13 protein-coding genes and 3 pseudogenes are annotated in these 19,062 nt (G+C 63.1%); 9 read left to right on the top strand and 7 right to left on the bottom strand.

The window, feature by feature from the left end; translation table 11 throughout:
* Position 1 precedes the first annotated feature (1 nt).
* From ABYF38_RS03200 to ABYF38_RS03185, 4 genes and pseudogenes are all read right to left on the bottom strand, one after another.
* Positions 2–403, bottom strand: a pseudogene (locus tag ABYF38_RS03200) (transposase); the annotation flags it as partial.
* A gap of 22 nt (positions 404–425) precedes the next feature.
* Positions 426–701, bottom strand: a complete 276-nt coding sequence (locus tag ABYF38_RS03195) for an integrase core domain-containing protein (protein ID WP_371152694.1) — start codon at positions 699–701, stop codon at positions 426–428.
* A 13-nt stretch (positions 702–714) separates the two neighbouring features.
* Positions 715–927, bottom strand: a pseudogene (locus tag ABYF38_RS03190) (DDE-type integrase/transposase/recombinase); the annotation flags it as partial.
* 367 nt (positions 928–1,294) lie between these two features.
* Positions 1,295–1,444 carry a hypothetical protein gene (locus ABYF38_RS03185; protein WP_371152693.1) on the bottom strand — a complete coding sequence of 50 codons (150 nt, stop codon included), beginning with the start codon at positions 1,442–1,444 and terminating at the stop codon, positions 1,295–1,297.
* Between the two features lie 984 nt (positions 1,445–2,428).
* On the opposite strand from ABYF38_RS03185, the gene ABYF38_RS03180 reads away from it, so the two are divergent.
* The 3 genes from ABYF38_RS03180 (at position 2,429) to thiL (ending at position 5,305) form a co-directional block, all read left to right on the top strand.
* Positions 2,429–3,541 (top strand): hypothetical protein, encoded by a 1,113-nt coding sequence (locus ABYF38_RS03180; protein WP_371152692.1) that lies wholly within the window; start codon positions 2,429–2,431, stop codon positions 3,539–3,541.
* Complete coding sequence (locus ABYF38_RS03175) at positions 3,541–4,188, top strand: HIT family protein (protein ID WP_371152691.1); 648 nt, start codon at positions 3,541–3,543, stop codon at positions 4,186–4,188. Before ABYF38_RS03180 ends, ABYF38_RS03175 begins: the two co-directional genes overlap by 1 nt.
* Positions 4,189–4,294: 106 nt before the next feature.
* The gene (thiL, locus tag ABYF38_RS03170) at positions 4,295–5,305 is read left to right on the top strand and encodes a thiamine-phosphate kinase (protein ID WP_371152689.1); all 1,011 of its coding nucleotides are present in this window, start codon (positions 4,295–4,297) and stop codon (positions 5,303–5,305) included.
* Positions 5,306–5,617: 312 nt separating this feature from the next.
* Here the strand turns inward: thiL and ABYF38_RS03165 are convergent.
* Together ABYF38_RS03165 and ABYF38_RS03160 are read right to left on the bottom strand one after the other, a co-directional pair.
* Positions 5,618–6,824: pseudogene (locus ABYF38_RS03165) on the bottom strand (IS110 family transposase).
* A 544-nt stretch (positions 6,825–7,368) separates the two neighbouring features.
* Positions 7,369–8,064: an exonuclease domain-containing protein gene (locus ABYF38_RS03160; protein ID WP_371152688.1), complete on the bottom strand. Its 696-nt coding sequence runs from the start codon at positions 8,062–8,064 to the stop codon at positions 7,369–7,371.
* Between the two features lie 69 nt (positions 8,065–8,133).
* On the opposite strand from ABYF38_RS03160, the gene ABYF38_RS03155 reads away from it, so the two are divergent.
* The gene (locus ABYF38_RS03155; protein ID WP_371152687.1) at positions 8,134–9,255 is read left to right on the top strand and encodes a GuaB3 family IMP dehydrogenase-related protein; all 1,122 of its coding nucleotides are present in this window, start codon (positions 8,134–8,136) and stop codon (positions 9,253–9,255) included.
* Between the two features lie 71 nt (positions 9,256–9,326).
* Positions 9,327–9,593, top strand: a complete 267-nt coding sequence (locus tag ABYF38_RS03150; RefSeq protein ID WP_371152686.1) for an HPr family phosphocarrier protein — start codon at positions 9,327–9,329, stop codon at positions 9,591–9,593.
* 91 nt (positions 9,594–9,684) lie between these two features.
* Here ABYF38_RS03150 and ABYF38_RS03145 read toward each other — a convergent pair whose 3' ends face one another.
* On the bottom strand, positions 9,685–11,382 hold the full coding sequence (locus ABYF38_RS03145) for a fumarate hydratase (RefSeq protein WP_371152685.1): 1,698 nt from the start codon (positions 11,380–11,382) through the stop codon (positions 9,685–9,687).
* Between the two features lie 330 nt (positions 11,383–11,712).
* Between ABYF38_RS03145 and ABYF38_RS03140 the strand changes: the two genes are divergently transcribed.
* The 4 genes from ABYF38_RS03140 to ABYF38_RS03125 all read left to right on the top strand — a co-directional run bounded on the left by ABYF38_RS03140 (position 11,713) and on the right by ABYF38_RS03125 (position 19,023).
* Positions 11,713–13,101 carry a class II fumarate hydratase gene (locus ABYF38_RS03140; protein ID WP_371152684.1) on the top strand — a complete coding sequence of 463 codons (1,389 nt, stop codon included), beginning with the start codon at positions 11,713–11,715 and terminating at the stop codon, positions 13,099–13,101.
* Between the two features lie 361 nt (positions 13,102–13,462).
* Positions 13,463–15,520, top strand: a complete 2,058-nt coding sequence (gene pta / locus ABYF38_RS03135) for a phosphate acetyltransferase (RefSeq protein ID WP_371152683.1) — start codon at positions 13,463–13,465, stop codon at positions 15,518–15,520.
* Between the two features lie 57 nt (positions 15,521–15,577).
* Positions 15,578–16,762, top strand: a complete 1,185-nt coding sequence (locus ABYF38_RS03130; protein ID WP_371152682.1) for an acetate/propionate family kinase — start codon at positions 15,578–15,580, stop codon at positions 16,760–16,762.
* Between the two features lie 566 nt (positions 16,763–17,328).
* Positions 17,329–19,023, top strand: a complete 1,695-nt coding sequence (locus ABYF38_RS03125; RefSeq protein ID WP_371152680.1) for a Cys-Gln thioester bond-forming surface protein — start codon at positions 17,329–17,331, stop codon at positions 19,021–19,023.
* The last annotated feature ends 39 nt before the right edge of the window (positions 19,024–19,062 follow it).

The raw sequence follows: 19,062 nt of genomic DNA, 5'->3' as shown, positions 1-19,062 counted from the left end.
GTCAAGCGGCTTGAACGAGTTTTGGGCTTGGTTGTGGGTCGTAGAGGGTGCCTGTGCGGATCATGGCGTGCAGGGTGAGGATGCGGCGGTGGGCCAGGGCGAGGAGTGCTTGGTTGTGGCGTTTGCCTTGGGCGCGTTTACGGTCGTAGTAGGTGCGGGAGGTGGCATCGCTTCGTAGGGAGGCAAAGGCAGCTAGGAACATGGCTCGTTTGAGGCGTTTGTTGCCTGTTCTGGATACGTGTTCACCTCTGATGGAGCTGCCCGAGCGTCTGGTTACCGGGGTTAGACCGGCGTAGGAGGCTAGGTGGGCTGCGGTGGGGAAGGTCTTGCCCAGGGTCTCGGCGAGGAAAACAGCTGCGGTCCTGATTCCGATCCCGGGCATGGAAGTCAGGACCAGGAAAAGTGAACCGTCCTGGGTTTGGTTCCTAGGCGGTGCTCATTTGGTGGGTGTGGTGTTGGTAGTAGCAGTCTTCGGTTTCTTGGGGTGTGGCATAGCCCAGTTCGCTGTGCAGGCGGGTGTTGTTCCACCAGTTCACCCAGCATAGGGTCGCCCATTCGACTTCGGTCAGTCCGGCCCAGTGCTGGGAGTAGATCAACTCGCTCTTGTACAAGCCGTTGACAGTTTCGGCCAGTGCGTTGTCGCAAGTATTCTCCTTCGGTGCCGGTAGAGGCATCAATTCCTGCTTCGACCAGGCGTTCATGGTAGGCGACACAGACGTACTGGCTGCCGTGATCGCTGTGGTGGACCAATCCCTCGACACTCCCCTTGGCAGTAGCGATAGCTCGTTCCAGGGCCTGCAGGGGTAGAGCCTGGGCATTGAGTGTGTTACTCACTGCCCAGCCAGCGATCTTGCGGCTGAAGGCATCTGTTACGAAGGCGGTGTAAACGAACCCGCTGCGCGTACGTGAGTAGTGTCGGCAATCCACAACTGGTTAGGGGCACTGCGCGCGAAGCGGGGGTTCAACCAGATCTGGGCGCGTAATCGGTCCCAGGAGCACTCCAGCTTGGCGCCTACCCGGGGCAGACACAACGCCCCTGAGCCCGGCAAATCTCCCTCGCCAGCTGGGGCCAGTATTGTTCGCGCCCCACGTCCTAGCCTTCGCGTTTGAGGGCATGCCACATCTAGCCACCCGTACACGTAAGTGTTCTCTGCCTGGATGAGCTTGATGACTGGGATCAAAGCGGCATCTCGTAAGCAGCGCTGCCAGGGCGTACGGTTCTTGGCCTTGCCATACCCTCGCACCCGTGATGAAGGCGCCTTGGCGGTGTTCGGTGAGAGTCTTGCAGATGCGTTCAACCCCGGCACTTGGCTCGGCCCGCGTCGATGAAAGCGATCATTTCGGGCAGCCGGGGCCCGTGTTCTTTGGCGAAAACAGTCGAGGCTGCCTTCAGGATCTCGCCGGCCTGGCGGAGCTGAGCGTTTTCCCGCCGCAGGCGGGCCACCTCGCACTCCTTGATGGGGCTTGTTCAAGATCCTGTCTCAGGCTGGGATCGCGATACCAGCGGCGCATCGTCTCATACCCCACCCCGAGATTGACGCTCTTCCTCACGTAGAACACTGGTGAGGGAGACTGTCTGCTCCGATGCCAGACGGTCGCTGACAAGACGAACAGCACGCGACTTGAACTCTGGGGCCAAACGCTTCGACTGAGGCAAATCCTCTCAGGCTGACCACCGGAACCAAACCCAGGACGGTTCACTAGTACTGCCTTGATCAACTCGGGCAGGAACCCGCCCGGCCCGGTCAGTTCAGTACCACGCTCACCAGCCGCTGCCGTGAGCTGGTCAACCAGCCCATCAGGGATCCCACTACCAGTGGTCTTACCAGGGCCCTGACCCCGCGCGTCAGTCTCAGTCATAGTCAAACAACCTTTCGAAGATCGACCACTTACACAAACAATCTGACACCCTCCGGCCAGCACCACGGTCACCAGCACCGACACCCACGTGTGCGTTAGACCTCGCTACAAGCGGGTCGTCCCCCTAATCAGCTGTTACCAGCGCCCAACTGTCGTGGGTGACAACACCCCTCGGATCATTGGTTAGACAGGGGCAAACCATCATGCCCACAACAGCTGGCTGAGCCCGGAACGACCGAGCCACAAATAAGGTAACGGGCGGACACGCCGTAGTGGTCCATCATCGATGCGAGGGTGCGCTACCGCGGTGCGAGCGCTGAACGGGCCTATTCGAAACCTCGACTTCTTGGGACTATGGGCCTAGTCTGTGTTGGGGTATGCGAGGGGCGACAGCGGGAAGTGTAGAAAATATTGGTGAGTATAAGCCAAACGTTGCCCGCCGGAGCCAATGGCATGTGCGGCGAATCACAGGTGTGTCTCCTAGGTTACTCCTGGTCAATCGACTGGGTTGTGGCATTTACTGTCCATGACAGCAAAGAGCAAACTTCTCGAGAGCTAGGGAGGCGCCATGGGTGTCAAAGTCATTAACGCTTCGATTCCGGAGGCTGACATGGCTCTGCTGAAGAAAGCTGCCGCAAAGTTGAAAAGGGCAGAGGTCGAGGCTCACCCTCTTGCCCGGTATGGCTATTCTGGAGCGCGGATCTACGTTATCAAGACGCCGTCTTTCGGCAAAAAAGCACACTTGCCACATGTGGTTAAGATTGCGACTCCGGAAGAGATTGAGCGGGAAATAGAAGGTCACCGGATTGCGCAGAACAATATTAGGAACGTGAAGCCAGGCTATGAGGTGCGGAAAAACGGTTCGGTGGCAATATTCTTCCAGCTTGTATCCGATTCGGATGGGAAGGTTGTTGACGCCGCGGACGTGTATGAAAAGTGCATGCGAAATGAGGTAGACGCAAAAAGCACGCTTTTACCACTCTTGGGGCAGAGTTTGGATCTTCTGCAGACCGCGCACATTGTTATCAAAGGGCAGGGCGGGTTTTACGGCGATTATCTAGAAGAGTATACCCGGCCGCGACGGAAAAGCAGGGCGTCTCGAATGTTCGAGTGTGGTGAGTTAGAGTATGGCGGAACCGTAGTTGCGAAAAACCCCGTACTGGTTTTGCCTGAGCTTATAGTCGAAGAGGTTGGCGAGTTTGTGACCGAAGTCAATCACGGCGATTTTCACTTGAGCAACATCGTGGTCGATCGCAACGCAACTAACCCATGTTTGATCGACTTTGCTTGGACAAAGTCCGGGGGGCACGGGCTAATTGACTACGCGATGCTTGAGTCGTCATTGCGCTTCATGAAGTTCCCTACGGATGTCAATCCGCGCCTGTTGTTAGAGATTGATCAAAGACTGACGCGTACCCTGAGCGTCGCAGATGCGCGTGCTCGCATCAATGAAATTGGCGATTGTGATACGCGTGCGCGACTGACTGCTATGATTGATAGCGTTGCAGTCGTTAGGGAGAAGATGATCGACGCTTTTGATGAAGCAAGTAATCACAGTCTTTGGCTAGAGTATAATCGCGTTATGTTCCTAGTGCTGGCTGGTCAGGAGAAGTTTGAGAGCTTTCCGCTTGAGCGCACTATCGTGAATTTGGACTACCTGCGGAAACAGATAGGCATGTGATGAGCGGTCTATACTGCGATGAATCTGGATTGTGCGAAGAGATCGAAAGAATTCGATCAGGCGGTTCGTGCGATCGGCTCGTGGCTTCCTCTAATGACTGGCTGGCATTGGTGGATATTTCGCCCTTGGTGGAGGGGCACTTGTTGATATGTCCGACCAGGCATGTGCATTCTACGTTAGACCTGCCTTTTCCAGAAAGTACTTGGCAGTCTCTTCATGAATACGCCGCGCTGACCGCGAAGCGCTTTGGATATGCGAACTATATGCTTTTAGAGCATGGTACTCGGAGCCATTACTGTGGGCCGAGCTGTGTCAAGCATGTCCATGTTCACCTTGTCTTAGGCCAAGGGGTAAATTGGGAAAACGCGCTTAATGGCGTTGCGGAATGGTATGTAGATTGTGAATCATTTCATGGCGCAAGGGGTTGCATTGAAGAGGTTGCAAGCTATTTGATTCTCTCATCCAGTCCTTTTGACTGGCGGGTAGCAATTCCGAAAGGCGGAATCCGGCAATGTAGTCGCGCGTTAATTGCGCGCGCGGCTGGTGTTGATGAGAATCGGGTCGATTGGGTTATCTGGGCAGAAGGAGATGACCATCGGAAGGCAGTTGCCCATTTCGTTCGCTCCGACTCCAATCGGTTGAGATAATTTTTGCGGCAGGCTAATTTGGGTCCAGAATCAGGGGAAAATAGTTTTGACTAATTTCGTAAGTCGTGGGAATGATCAGAGAGAGCGGCTAGACGAGCCTCAGAAATTGGAAAGGATCGTCGTACCCCTTCTTGAGCGTGATAAATCGCAAACGGTCGCGCTCGAAGGGGTGGGGGTGGCGAGTCTGTTGCTCGGCGTTCCAGCGCAAGATGACTGTGCCGCATACTCTATAAAGGGAGACGTGGTTCTCGTAGCCGGCTCTGATTATATTCGCGGTGTGGGTTTTGATTTATATAGAATGGGATATCTCAACGAGTATGACCTAGGTTGGTACTTGGCGGGCGCTAATTTTAGCGACGTGGTATCTATGGGTGCAAAGCCCTTAGGGTTGCTTTCCGTTATTCGTTATCCCAAGGACCTACCGGATGAGGTTTTTGCGTCGATCTTGGAGGGCGTGGCGGACTCTTGCAGGTCAATTGGTGCGATTAATGTTGGTGGCGATATTGGCTCTGCGGAGAGCGTGGTTCTTTCGGCAAGTGCGTTTGGGCTCGTCGAACCACAGTCGCTGTTGCGCCGGGGAGGGGCGCAGGTTGGCGACTATCTGATCGTCACTGGGCAGACAGGTGAAGCTGGTGCTGCGATGAAATTGGCCCGCGCTGAAAAGCTGGCAACGGTTGATGAGGCGGAGCGATCCAAGCTTCTTGGTAGGTGGCGCCGCGTGCGGCCAAGGGTCGACGCTGGACGTCTGCTCGCAACTAGCGGTTTTGCTACGGCTTGTGTCGACACATCGGATGGTCTCAAAGCCGCCATCACAGCGATCGCGTCTTCAAGTAACGTAATGATTGTCGTTGAGGCAGATTGGGTTCCAGTTTCGAAGGGATTGAATCGTGCTGCGGCCCTTTTAGAGTGCCCAGTTGAGTCGTTAGTCTTCGGTGATTCAGTCGATTTTGAGCTCGTCGCGACGGTGCGGCCAGAAGGGCTGGAAACAGTGCTCAGAAAGTGCAATGACAAGGGGTTGAGTTTTCATGTGATTGGCCGTGTTGAATCTGGAATGGGGACGCGATTCCGCACGCGAGAAGGAGATACCGAGATTCCGGGTCGGGAGTGGAGGCACTAGTTATCACTATCTAGACCGTTTGGGGAATCGTACTCTAGGGGAGAAGCTCCTTTCGTTGGGCTGATTGCGTGTACCCCCTATGTGAGGGGTCCTCGGTCGATTACTAGCCCAAAGACCGTGTAGGGAGGTGGGGTAAAGGGGCTTTAGCGCCGCCAATGTGGTGATGAAGCAGCATATTTAAACGGTAGGGTCTGCGGCTGAGCGGTATCTTAAATATGCTGGACGTAGACGGGCGTGCTGCTTTTGGAGCGTCATAGGGTACTATCAAATTCCCACATGCTGGCTAATAACCCCTGGGGCCTATGCTGTTCTTCAAGGGGCTTGGGCGAGTTTTGGGCTTGGTTGTGGGTCGTAGAGGGTGCCTGTGCGGATCATGGCGTGCAGGGTGAGTATGCGACGGTGGGCCAGGGCTAGTAGTGCTTGGTTGTGGCGTTTGCCTTGTTCTCGTTTGCGGTCGTAATACGCGCGGGAGGCGGGGTTTGTTCTTAGGGCGGCGAAAGCAGCTAGGAACATGGCTCGTTTGAGGCGTTTGTTGCCTGTGCGTGAGACATGTTCTCCTCGGATCGAGGCTCGAGAGCGCCTTATTACTGGGGTTAGGCCGGCGTAAGAGGCAAGGTGGGCCGAGGTTGCAAAGGTCTTGCCCAGGGTTTCGGCGAAGAAGATCGCGGCGGTCCTGACTCCAATCCCGGGCATGAAAGTTGGACCCACGAAAAGAGGGTGGGCCTGCACTAGAGCCTCAACTTGGACGGCGATGTCTTTGCGTAGGGCATGCAGGTTGATTAGCTGCCTTGCAAGGTAGGGCAAGACAGCACCTGCGGCATCGGTGCCGGCTACTACCACGCTTTGTTTAGCTAGGGCTTGGATGATTTGTTTATCCCAGTGCTTGTAGAGCAAGGCTGGCTTGGCTTTGAGTTTGGCAGCAATGCGTGCTTGCCGGCCCTCTTCAACTGCGCTGGTGTGGGGGAGGAGGCAATGAGTTCCACGACGGGGGCGTGTTCGAGTTTGGGGCCTAAGACGGCTTCCAAGGCAGGGTGGATTTGGGTGTAGAGGCCACGGATGCTGTTTGCTGTTTGGTTGACCTGGCGGGCCAGGTCTAGGTCAAATCCGGTAAGCATTGCTAGAGCTGGGCCGTCTTGGTCTGCTTCTGTAAGAGAGGGCAAGGTGTGGCATGGTGCGGGCAGCGGTAGCGATAACGGCTGCGTCGCGTTTGTCTGTCTTGGCCCTGCCGGGCGTTGGGTCTGCGATACGCCGCATAGATAACCCGGGTAGGTAGGCCACAAGGGTTCCCAGTGCTTGGGCAGCTGCCACGGCCAGTGCCCCGGTGGTGGCTTACTTGGTCGACCAGTACCGAGACTGGGCCGTGTTCGGACAGCTGTTGGTAGATCAGGCGCAGTTTTGCCTCGTCGTTTGGCAAAGCCTTATCCAGTAGCTTCTTGCCAGATGGGTCCTGGGCATGAGCCCAGTGCTCACTCTTACCGACATCTATGCCAACAAGGACTGCAACCTGGTCAATTCCCACGGCCGTCTCCGTGCTTGTTAGCCACGGCCAGCACCACGGTCACAAGTCCCGCACCCACGTGTGCCTTCGGCCTCGCTACAAGCGGGCCGTTCCCCTAATCAGCGTCTCCCCTGCGCCCAACTGTCATGGGTGACAACACCCCCCGGATCATTGGTTAGACAGGGGCAAACCATCGTGCCCATAACAGCTGGCCGAGCCCGGAAAACCGGGCTGCCAACAAGGAGCCGGACAGTCTTTCGGGTACGGTTTGTTCCGGTTTTGGAGTTGGCTAGGTCTTCATGTCAGTTTCATCTATTTCAGTTGCAGAATCTCGCACCTAGGCTGGAGTTGTATTTGTTGTCGACGCTACGGCGTAAGATTGTCCTGCGGTAGCGGGTATGCCGGTTTCGTGAACGTTGAAGATCGAGTGTCGGTTATGTGTTTGAAATTTTAGGCTGTAATTGTGCCGTTTTGTTTAGTGTTTGAGGAAGGTGCGTGTTTCGAGTTGTCCTGTTACTCGCGGTGGTGGGGACCTGGGGCTGAAAGGACCCAATGGATTAGACGGCTACGGCCACTGCGTGGAGGCCAGGTTGTTGTCCCTGCCTTGGCGGCGCAGCCATTTGTTGAAGCTCTCGGCCCACTCACGGTGAGCCTGGCGCTGCCACTCGAAGCGCTCGGCCTCGCTGCGCGCGCCCACCTCCGGGTATTGCGTAAGAATCGCACCCAGCACGTCCAGAGTGGCGGCCACGTCAACGTCGGCCGTGTGCAGGTCCCCTTGCGGGGCGGCGATCCCGTAGTGCTCCACCAGGGAACCGAGGGTGCGCTTGCCCTTGCGCCAGCGGTCCACGGCCCGGTCTATCACCAGGGGGTCCAGCACGGCGCGCAGTTCCCCACCCAGGCGCTCCTCCAGTGTGGGCAGGCCGTAGCGGTGCAATTCCTCCCGCAGGATCGCTAGGTCGAAGGAGGCGTTGAAAGCGACGATCGTTCCACCGGAGCTCACCAGCGCAGCCAGGACAGCGGCGACTTCCTCGACTACCTGTGCGGCCGGCCTGCCGTGGGCGCGGGCGTACTCGGTGGTGATGCCGTGAACGTCGGACGCCGCCTGCGGGATCTCCACGCCGGGGTCAGCGAGCCAGGTAAGCACCTCGTCAGGCCGCCCCGGGCTACGCACCACCACGGCGGCGGTGACAATTCGGTCGCTACCTGTATCCACGCCGGTGGTTTCAGTGTCAAAACCAACCAGTACGCCCTGAAAGTCCATCGCTTCCCCTTTCCCTCCCCAATGGTGCCACCTGTGACTCACATTTCCGGCCCCCGCTAGGCTAGAGCCGTGAACGAGATTGAGATTGGCCGCGGTAAGCGCGGGCGGCGGGCGTTTTCCTTCGACGACATTGCGGTGGTCCCGTCCAGGCGCACCCGAGACCCGCAAGATGTGTCTATCTCATGGCAGATCGACGCCTACCACGTGGAACTGCCCATCATGGCGGCCCCTATGGACTCCGTGATGAGCCCATCGACGGCTATCGAGCTTGGCCGCCTGGGCGGCATCGGGGTGCTAGACCTGGACGGGCTCTGGACGCGTTACGAGGACCCCACCCCGTTCTTCGCGGAGATCGCCGACCTGCCGCAGGAGCAGGTCACGCGGCGCCTGCAGCAGATCTACTCGGAGCCGATCAAGAAGGAGCTGATCGCTGCGCGTCTGGCAGAGGTGCGCGCGGCTGGTGTGCCTGTGGCGGGAAAGCTCTCTCCGCAGCACACCCAACGCTACGGGCAGGCAGTGGTGGACGCGGGCGTGGATCTGTTTGTCATCCGCGGCACCACCGTGAGCGCGGAGCACGTCTCTTCCCGCGCGGAACCGCTCAACCTCAAGCGCTTCATCTATGAGCTGGACGTGCCGGTGGTGGTGGGTGGCGTTGCCACCTATACCGCCGCGCTGCACCTCATGCGCACCGGCGCTGCCGCCGTGTTGGTGGGATTCGGGGGCGGTGCTGCGCACACCACCCGCCGCGCGCTTGGTATTCACGTGCCGATGGCTACCGCTATCGCCGACGTTGCCGCCGCCCGCCGCGATTACTTGGATGAGTCGGGTGGCCGCTACGTTCACATCGTGGCCGACGGCGCGGTGGGACGCTCCGGTGACCTGGTGAAGGCTTTTGCTTGTGGCGCCGATGCGGTGATGCTCGGTTCCGCTCTGGCCAAGGCCACCGAGGCGCCGGGGCGGGGCTGGCACTGGGGTGCCGAGGCGCACCACAAGCGGCTGCCGCGCGGCGAGCGCGTCCACGTGGGCACGGTGGGCAGTATGCGGGAGATCCTGCTCGGTCCCGCCACCCAGCCCGATGGTTCTCTCAACCTGACGGGGGCGCTGCGCCAGACGATGGCGACCACGGGATACAGCGACTTGAAGGAATTGCAGCGGATTGATGTTGTCGTTGCGCCCTACCGTGCCGGGTAACGCCGGTTACACTTCTTCCATCGCTCGCGGGTGCATCCGATAGTGCCCGCCACCTTCGATTAGGAGCAGATATGGCACAGCGCACCGCCAAGATTGGGTCCAAGGTTGGCCTGCACGCCCGCCCGGCCGCCACGTTCGTCGCAGCCGTTAACGAGCACGACTTTGACATCGAGATCGCCCTGGAAGGCGGCGAGCCTGTGGACGCCTCCTCGATCCTGGGAGTGATGACGCTGGGCGCCGGATTCGGCGATGTGGTTGTCCTGTCCAGCGACGACGAGGGCGCTGAGGCTGTCCTCGACGAGTTGGCGGCCCTGCTGGAGACCGACCTGGACGCCTGAGTTTGGCCCCCGCGCCGCGAGGCGGCGCGGAGAAAAGGGGTTGGGGCGGTGACTGGAAAGTCACCGCCCCAACCCCTTGTTTTGGACTACCTCAGCAGGACGGGCGCTTGCCGATGGTCAGGGTCACCTCGCCGGTGTGGGCAAAGAAGTCGTTGCCCTTGTCATCGACCACGATGAATGCCGGGAAGTCCTCTACCTCGATCTTCCAGATGGCCTCCATGCCGAGCTCGGGGTACTCCAGCAGCTCCACCTTCTTGATGCAGTCCTGGGCCAGGCGGGCGGCCGGGCCGCCGATGGAGCCCAGGTAGAAGCCGCCGTGCTTGGCGCACGCGTCGGTGACGGCCTGGGAGCGGTTGCCCTTGGCGAGCATCACCATGGAGCCGCCGGCGGCCTGGAACTGGTCCACGTAGGCGTCCATACGCCCGGCGGTGGTGGGGCCGAACGAGCCGGAGGGCATGCCCTGCGGGGTCTTGGCCGGGCCCGCGTAGTAGACCGGGTGGTCCTTCAGGTATTGCGGCATCTCCTCGCCGGCCTCCAGGCGCTCGCGGATCTTGGCGTGCGCGATGTCCCGGGCCACGATCAGCGTGCCGGTCAGGGACAGGCGCGTCTTGATCGGGTACTTGGACAGCTCGGCGCGGATCTCGTCCATCGGGCGGCTCAGGTCGATCTTGACGGCAGCGCCCTTGCCGGTGCCGCTCACGCCGTCGGTGGCGGCGTCCAGCTCCGCGTCGGTGGTCTCGGGCAGGAAGCGGCCCGGGTCGAACTCGAGCTGCTCCAGGAACACGCCCTCGGGGGTGATCTTGGCCTTGGCCTGGCGGTCGGCGGAGCAGGACACGGCGATTGCCACGGGCAGGGAGGCGCCGTGGCGCGGCAGGCGGATCACGCGCACGTCGTGGCAGAAGTACTTGCCGCCAAACTGGGCGCCGATGCCGATCTTGCGGGTCAGGTCCAGCACGCGCTCTTCGAGTTCGATGTCGCGGAAGCCGTGGCCGGCCATGGAACCTTCAGTGGGCAGGGAGTCCAGGTAGCGGGCGGAGGCGTACTTGGCGGTCTTGAGCGCGAACTCAGCGGACGTGCCACCCACCACGATGGCCAGGTGGTAGGGCGGGCAGGCCGCCGTGCCCAGGGAGCGGATCTTGGCCTCCAGGAACTGCATCATGGAGTCGGGGTTCAAGATCGCCTTGGTCTCCTGGAACAGGTAGGACTTGTTGGCGCTGCCGCCGCCCTTGGCCATGAACAGGAACTTGTAGGCCAGCTCGTGGCCGGGGGCGGTGTCCGCGTAAAGCTCGATCTGGGCGGGCAGGTTGGTGCCGGTGTTGCGCTCGTCCCACATGGTGATGGGGGCGTTTTGCGAGTAGCGCAGGTTGAGGTTGGTGTAGGCGTCCATGATGCCCTTGGACAGGTGCAGCTCGTCGGGGCCCTCGGTGAGGACCTGCTGGCCGCGCTTGCCCATGATGATGGCGGTGCCGGTGTCTTGGCACATGGGCAGCACGCCGGCGGCGGCGATGTGGGCGTTCTTGAGTAGGTCTAGGGCCACGAACTTGTCGTTGTCGCTGGCCTCGGGGTCTTCCATAATGTTGCGCAGCTGCTGCAGGTGGCCGGGGCGCAGGTAGTGGGAGATGTCGTGGATGGCCTCCTTGGCCAGCAGCTCCAGTGCGGCGGGCTCCACCTGGAGGAACTTGCGCCCGTCTGGGCCTTCCACCACGCTGACGCCCTCGGTGGTTAGGCAGCGGTAAGGCGTGGTGTCCTCGCCGATCGGCAGCATGTCCTCGTACAGGAATTCGGCCATCTCTACTCCTTCATTGGCATTGGGGGCCAAGCTACGGACGTGGAGGTGCGGGGGAGGGGACTGCGGTCCCGCCTGCCTGCCGCGCGCCCGGAGCGCCCGGTGACAGGGGCGGAAAAACGCCGAAATAGCCCGCAAAAGGCGTGGGAAGGTGTGCCTTGCCTTGCTAGTGGACGACGTTGCCGCCCGGCCTCACCTCGGGGCGGTGGCGGGAGCGCGTGGCGGCCTAAATGAGCGTCGTCCACGTTTTCAAAATCTGGGACTTTGGTTGCCCTAACCTAAGCTGAGGGGTGGCGAGAATTGAGCTCGCCATCAATGCCCCAAGGAGGAGACATGACCGAGTACCGGATTGAACACGACACGATGGGTGAAGTGCGCGTCCCCGTGGACGCCCTCTACCGCGCCCAGACCCAGCGCGCGGTGGAGAACTTCCCGATCTCCGGTCAGGGCTTGACCCCGCACCACATCGCCGCGCTGGGCCAGATCAAGCGCGCTGCCGCCCTGGCCAACGCCGAGCTCGGCGTGATCGCCCCGGAGGTCAGCGCCGCGATCGTGGCGGCCGCAGACCAGGTGATCGCCGGGGAGGTCGATGAGCACTTCCCGATCGACGTGTTCCAGACCGGCTCAGGCACCTCCTCCAACATGAACACCAACGAGGTCATCGCCACCCTGGCCAGCCGCGCCTCCGGCCTCGAGGTCCACCCCAACGACCACGTCAATGCCTCCCAGTCCTCCAACGACGTCTTCCCGTCCTCGATCCACATCGCCGCCTACCAGGCTGCGGTGGAGGTGCTGCTGCCCGGACTGAAGACCCTGCACGCCTCCCTGGACGCCAAGGCCAAGGAGTTCGTGGACGTGGTCAAGTCCGGCCGCACCCACCTCATGGACGCCACCCCCATCACCCTGGGCCAGGAGTTCTCCGGCTACGCCACCCAGGTCGCCAAGGGCATAGAGCGGGTGGAGGCCGCGCTGCCGCGCCTGGCCGAGCTGCCCCTGGGCGGCACCGCCGTCGGCACGGGTATCAACACCCCGGCCGGGTTTAGCGCGCGCGTGATTGAGTTGATTGCCGAGCACACTGGGCTGCCGCTGCGTGAGGCCGACAACCACTTCGAGGCCCAGGCCGCCCAGGACTCCCTGGTGGAGTTCTCCGGCGCCATGCGCACCGTGGCCGTCTCCCTGGTGAAGATCGCCAACGATCTGCGCTGGATGGGCTCCGGCCCGCGCACCGGCCTGGGCGAGGTCAACCTGCCCGACCTGCAGCCGGGCTCCTCGATCATGCCGGGCAAGGTCAACCCGGTACTGCCGGAGGCCACCGTCATGGTCGCCGCCCAGGTGATCGGCAACGACGCCGCGATCGCTTTCGCTGGCGCGCAGGGCAACTTTGACCTGCTGGTCATGCTGCCCGTCATGGCCCAGAACCTGCTGCAGTCCGCCACGATCCTGGGCAATGTCTCTCGCGTGCTCGCCGAGCGCTGCGTGGACGGCATCACCGCCAACGAGGAGCGCTGCCTGCGCCTGGCGCAGTCCTCCCCGTCCATCGTCACCCCGCTCAACCGCCTGATCGGTTACGAGGCCGCCGCCAAGATCGCCAAGCATTCCGTCAAGGCGGACCTGACGGTGCGCGAGGCCGTGATCGACCTGGGCTTCGTGGAGCGCGGCGAGGTCACCCTGGAGCAGCTGGACGCCGCCCTGGACGTGCGCTCCATGACCGGCGACTACTGAGCCCCGCCCTTAACGGAACAGGGCCCCCGCCCGCGCGTCCCCAACGCGCTCCGGTAGGGGCCCTGCCTTGCGCCCGGTCAGGGCCGCGCGGGCGGGGTGGGCGCGCCCGCGCGGCGGCGGGCGGAACGTCGTCCAACGTCGGTGGGGGCGGTGGGCGGAACGTCGTCCAACCAGGCGGCGACCAAGGGGCGGTCACAAAAACCTCAGCAGAAAGCAAAGAAGCGGTGGGAGCGGGTTTGCTGTCCGTGAATCGCGCCACCGAAGTGCGCCCGGAGCGGAGCCAGGGTCCCAAACGCCGGGCGCGGGTGGGACAATCGCCCGGTAGGCAAAGACGCCCGGTAGGCGAAGAAAGGACTTAGTAGTGGCCAGGAGTATCTACATCACCTCACCAGAGGGCAGCACCGGCAAGTCGACCGTGGCGCTAGGACTGGTGACACTCCTGGCCCGCGAGGTCGCCAAGGTGGGCATCTTCCGGCCCGTCGTGAAGTCCATCGAGGCCGACGAAACCACCGACCTGCTCATCCGCCAGACCGGCGGCACCCTCGAATACGACCAGTGCGTCGGCGTCACCTACGACGAGCTACGCGCCGACCCCGAGGGCGCGCTGGCCCGCATCATCGACCGCTTCCGCGACCTGGAGCGCCAGTGCGACGTCGTGGTCGTGGACGGCTCCGACTACACCGACGTCCCCGGCGGCGACGAGCACTCCTTCAACGCGCGCGTCGCAGCCAACCTGGGCGCCCCCGTGGTGCTGGTCCTCACTGCCCACGAGCGCACCGCCGAGCAGGTGGCCGCCTCCGCCGAACTCTCCATCGCCGAGATCGCCCAGGAGCACGCCTTCACCGCCGCCATCATCGTCAACCGCACCGCCGAGGGACAGGCGGACGACGTTCGCGCCGCCCTGGCCGGACTGGGGACCTTCGTGGTCACCCTGCCAGACCTGCCGCTGCTGAGCGCCCCCACGATGCACGACGTCCTGACCGCCCTGGACGGAGAGCTGATCTACGGCGACGAGGAGCTGCTTTCCCGCGAGGCCACCTCCGTGCTGATCTGTGGCATGACCACCGAGAACGTGCTGCGCCACCTCCAGGACGGTCAGGTAGCGGTGTTGGCTGGCGACCGCTCCTCCCTAGTGCCGGCGCTGTTCATGGCCCACCAGGCAGACAACTTCCCCTCCCTGGCCGGCCTGGTTCTCAACGGCGGCATGCTGCCGGAGGAGCAGATGTCCAAGCTGATTCGTGGCTTTGGTTCCAATCTGCCCGTGATCGCCACCGCCCGGGACACCTACCAGACCGCAGACAAGCTCATGCGCCTGCACGGCCCGATCTCTCGCGGCTCGCAGCGCAAGATCGACCTTGCGGTGGCTACGGTGGAAGAAAACATCTCCCTGGACAAGATCGTTGCCGCCCTGGACATTCCTCACCGCGAGGTCATCACCCCGCTCATGTTCCAGGCCCGCCTAGTGGACCAGGCCCGCGCCGACCGTAAGCGCATCGTGCTGCCGGAACCGGACGACGACCGCGTTTTGCGCGCCGCCTCCGCCCTACTGGCCCGCAAGGTTGCCGACCTGATCCTGCTGGGAGACGAAGCCACCGTGCGCGCCCGCGCCGCCGAACTGGGCCTAGACATCAGCTCCGCCACCGTGGTCTCCCCGCAGGACGAGGCCTACCTGGGGCGCTACGCCGAGGAGTTTGCCCGCCTGCGCGCCAAGAAGGGGGTCACCCTGGAGCAGGCCCGGGAGAAGGTGCAGGACGTCAGCTACTTCGGCACCATGATGGTGCACATGGGCGATGCCGACGGCATGGTGAGCGGTGCGGCCCACACCACCGCTCACACCATCGTTCCGTCCTTCCAGATCATCAAGACCCGACCGGGCACCTCCATCGTGTCCTCCGTGTTCCTGATGCTCATGGAGGACCGCGTGCTGGTTTACGGTGACTGCGCCGTCAACCCAGAGCCCACCCCGGAGCAGCTGGCCGACATCGCCATCTCCTCGGCGCAGACTGCCGCCCTGTTCGGGGTGGAGCCGCGCGTGGCGATGCTGTCATACTCCACCGGCACCTCCGGCTCCGGCGCCGACGTGGACAAGGTCCGCGAGGCCACACGGATCGTGCGCGAGCGCGCCCCCGAGCTGAGCGTGGAGGGCCCGATCCAATACGACGCCGCCGTGGACTCCGCAGTGGCCAAGGTGAAGCTGCCGGACTCTGAGGTGGCCGGCCGCGCCACCGTGTTCATCTTCCCCGACCTCAACACCGGCAACATCGGTTACAAGGCCGTCCAGCGGTCCTCCGGCGCCGTGGCCGTGGGCCCGGTGCTGCAGGGCCTGAACAAGCCCGTCAACGACCTATCGCGCGGTGCACTGGTGGAAGACATCATCAACACCGTCGTGATCACCGCCGTTCAGGCGCAGCGCAACTAGTAAATCCAGGCGGCGCGGGCAGCGTCGTACCCCAACCGCAATTCGCAAAGGAAAGCAATGACCGAGCGCACCGTACTGGTGATTAACACCGGCTCCTCCTCCATCAAGTACCAGCTGGTAGACCCGGATGCCGGGGTGGCGCTGGCCTCCGGCCTGGTGGAGCGCATTGGCGAGTCCATCAGCCGGATCATCCACAAGCACGGAGAGGACACCATCGAGATCGAGGAGCGCGTGCCGGACCACGGCGTGGGCTTGTCTGAGGTCCTGCGGCTGTTCTCCACCGAGGGGCCGAACCTGCAGGAGGCCGGCATCGTGGCTGTGGGCCACCGCGTGGTGCAGGGTGGCAAGCACTTCTCCGGTCCGGCGCTGGTGACCGATGAGGTGGTGGCCAAGATCGAGGAGCTGATCCCGCTGGGGCCGCTGCACAACCCCGGCCACCTGAAGGGCATCGAGGTGGCGCGCTCTTTGATGGCCGACGTTCCGCACGTCGCCGTCTTTGACACGGCCTTCTTCCAGTCCCTGCCGGACGCTTCTGCCCGTTACGCCCTCAACAAGGAGGTGGCGGAGAAGTACGAGATTCGCCGCTACGGCGCCCACGGCACCTCCCACCAGTTCGTCTCCAGCGCCGTGTCTGAGCTGCTGGGCCGTGATGACCTGAAGCAGGTTGTGCTGCACATGGGCAACGGCGCCTCCGCCTCCGCCGTGGTGGCGGGCCACGCCGTGGACACCTCGATGGGTTTGACCCCGCTGGAGGGCCTAGTGATGGGTGGGCGCACCGGCGACATCGACCCGGCCGCCGTGTTCCACCTCTACCGCGTGGCGGGCATGAGCATCGACGAGATCGACCACCTGTTCAACCGCTCCTCTGGCATGAAGGGCATGACTGGGGAGAACGACATGCGTCAGGTGTGGCGCATGGTTGATGAAGGCGATGCCAATGCCCGCAGTGCCATGGACGTCTACATCCACCGCCTGCTGAAGTACATCGGCGGCTACACCGCCGTAATGGGAGGCCTGGACGCGCTTAGCTTTACAGCTGGTTTCGGTGAGAATGACGCTCGCATCCGCGCCGAGGTCTGCGAGCGCTTGGCCTTCATGGGTATCGAGATCGACGAGGCCGCCAACCAGGACCACGGCAGGGGGGCTCGCGTCATCTCCACGCCGTCCTCCAAGGTGACCGTGCTGGCGGTGCCCACCAACGAGGAGCTGGCCATCGCTCGCCAGGCCTTGACGCTGCTGTAACGCGGCGCGACTCAAGCCTCGGGGGCTGCTCTGTGGAGCGGCCCCCGAGGCCTTCTCTATTGGTGGCGGGCGCTGGTGGGGGCTGCGCGGCGGTGGTCCGCTGGGGGCTGTGGGCTGCAATCGGAGGCTTTGGGGTTCGGCTTAACGTCGCGTTGTTGTAGCTCGACGTTTTGCTCCTCGACTCGACGTTTTGGTCTTCGACTCGACGTTCCGGGCCCGGTTAACGTCGAAATTGGGCCCCCTTCGTCGAGTTGAAGCTGCTTTCGTCGAGATTGGATTAGCGGGGCCGGGCCCCGTAGAGCTGCGTTCAGGCAGCACGGAGGAGCACCGGCCCCGCATGGCGGCATGGCGGGCGAGCCCGGGCACCAAGCCGCCGCCTCGCGGTTGTTCCGGACCTACTCATTGGAAAGACGCGGGAAAGTCGACCACCCATGTCGATGCAGACCTGTATCGAGTGGGGGCGGCAAATCGTGTGGAAAACAGTTTTCCCCAGGTTTAGTTGGGTGTGTTTGCGGGCGTCTTGACAAAGTAAAAGAGTTGGGGGTGGCTCACAGAAAGGTTGCGTAATGCTGTCCTCCCCAAACGTGCTAACGCCAGAACAAACCTCACGCTTTAGCGGCCCCGCCCCGGGGCGTCACGGCGACCAGCGTCCCAAGCCGCCGTGGTTCAAGCGGGCCGGCGCGAAGTGGGGAGGAAGCCTCACCGCCGTGTTGGCGGCCCTCCTGCTGGTCCTGGCATACCTTCCGGGTTCCTCTGGTTCCGCCAACGCGGCGCAAAACTACACCGTCACCAACGGGATCGAGGGAGTGAAGATCAACTTCCCCAACAATGGCCTGGTGCAGGCCGGTCTCATTAGCCTGGCCGGCCCCGACGGCGAGGTCCTCAAGGCGTACTGCGTGGACGTCACCGCCTGGCTCGGCACCACCTACGAGGTGGCCATTGACGGCAGCCAGGTGATGAACCAGTACGGTCCGCAGGTCCGCACGATCCTGGAGCGTTCCTACCCCCACCTGAGCCCGAGCCAGGTGGCCGGCCTGTACGGCGTGGCACTGCCTGCGGCGAGCCCGGAGCAGCTGGCCGCCCTGACCGCCACCGCTACCCAGGTGGCCATCTGGAACTTCGCCCACGGCTTCCGTTACGGGGGAGTGGACTCCTCGCTGCCCGCGGATCAGGAGCAGTACGTCAGCACCCTCTCCGCGTTGCTGATCGACGACGCGCTGAACAACCCCACGACGCCGCCGGCCAGCGCCCGCGTGTACGGGCCGCAGACTGCGGAGCCCATCCGGGTCGGTGACTACTGGGTGGTCGGCCCGTTCCACGTGGCCCAGTCCGAGGGCGCGCAGGAGGCGGATGCGGCCGCTGCCCTCCTGGCGGACGACACCAACGGCGTCCACGTCACCGCATCGGGCCTGGCAATCTTCTCCACCCAGCCCGGCCAGGACGAGGTAATCACCCCCGAGACGGAGTCCCCCGTTCTCGGCGACCTGCAAGGCCCGGACGTGCCCGGTTCGATCATCCCCGCCGGTGGGTCCGAGCCGAACCACCTGCCCAAGATCGACGCGGCTGTGAACTACCGTGCCCCGTTCTACGTGGCCGTTGCCCCCGGTGTGGCCGGACGGCCCGCGTCCGTGAACGTCGGCGTGAATGCCGCGCCGTTCTCCGTGGATGCCTCCATCGGCACCGTGCTGGTGCAGGCGGGCCACCAGAGCCTGGTCGTGGCCGACTTCGCCCCGCAGACCGGCCAGCCCTCGCTGCTGAACATCAACTGGGCTGGCCCGGGGGAGACCCCGCCGCCTTTCTGCGAGGAGCCGACCCCGACCCCGACTCCCACGCCCACTCCGACTCCGACGCCGACTCCGACGCCGACTCCGACGCCGACTCCGACGCCGACTCCGACGCCGACTCCGACGCCGACTCCCACGCCGACCCCGACGCCGACTCCCACGCCGACCCCGACGCCGACCCCGACCCCGACGCCAACTCTGACTCCGACTCCCACGCCGACGCCGCCTGGACCGAACGTGCAGCCGAGCCCGACTCCGACGCCTACGCCGACTCCCACGCCGACTCCCACGCCGACCCCGACTCCCACGCCGACCCCGTCTACTAGCGTGCCGCCGTCGGTGCCCCCGACCGTTCCGCCGCCGCCGGCTCCGCCGGCGCTGGCCAAGACCGGTGGTGCGGTGTCTCAGACGCTGCTGGCCGCTGGCCTGGTAGCCACCGCTGGTGCCTGGCTGGTTATCCGCCGCCGCTCCGCCTAACGCGCGGACCTAAGAACTTCACTGGCTGCCCCGCACCGG

The organism is Buchananella sp. 14KM1171 (assembly GCF_041380365.1).
GTDB lineage: Bacteria > Actinomycetota > Actinomycetes > Actinomycetales > Actinomycetaceae > Buchananella > Buchananella felis.
Note: the sequence above shows the minus strand (reverse complement) of the source record. Positions and strands in the feature narration are given on the sequence as shown.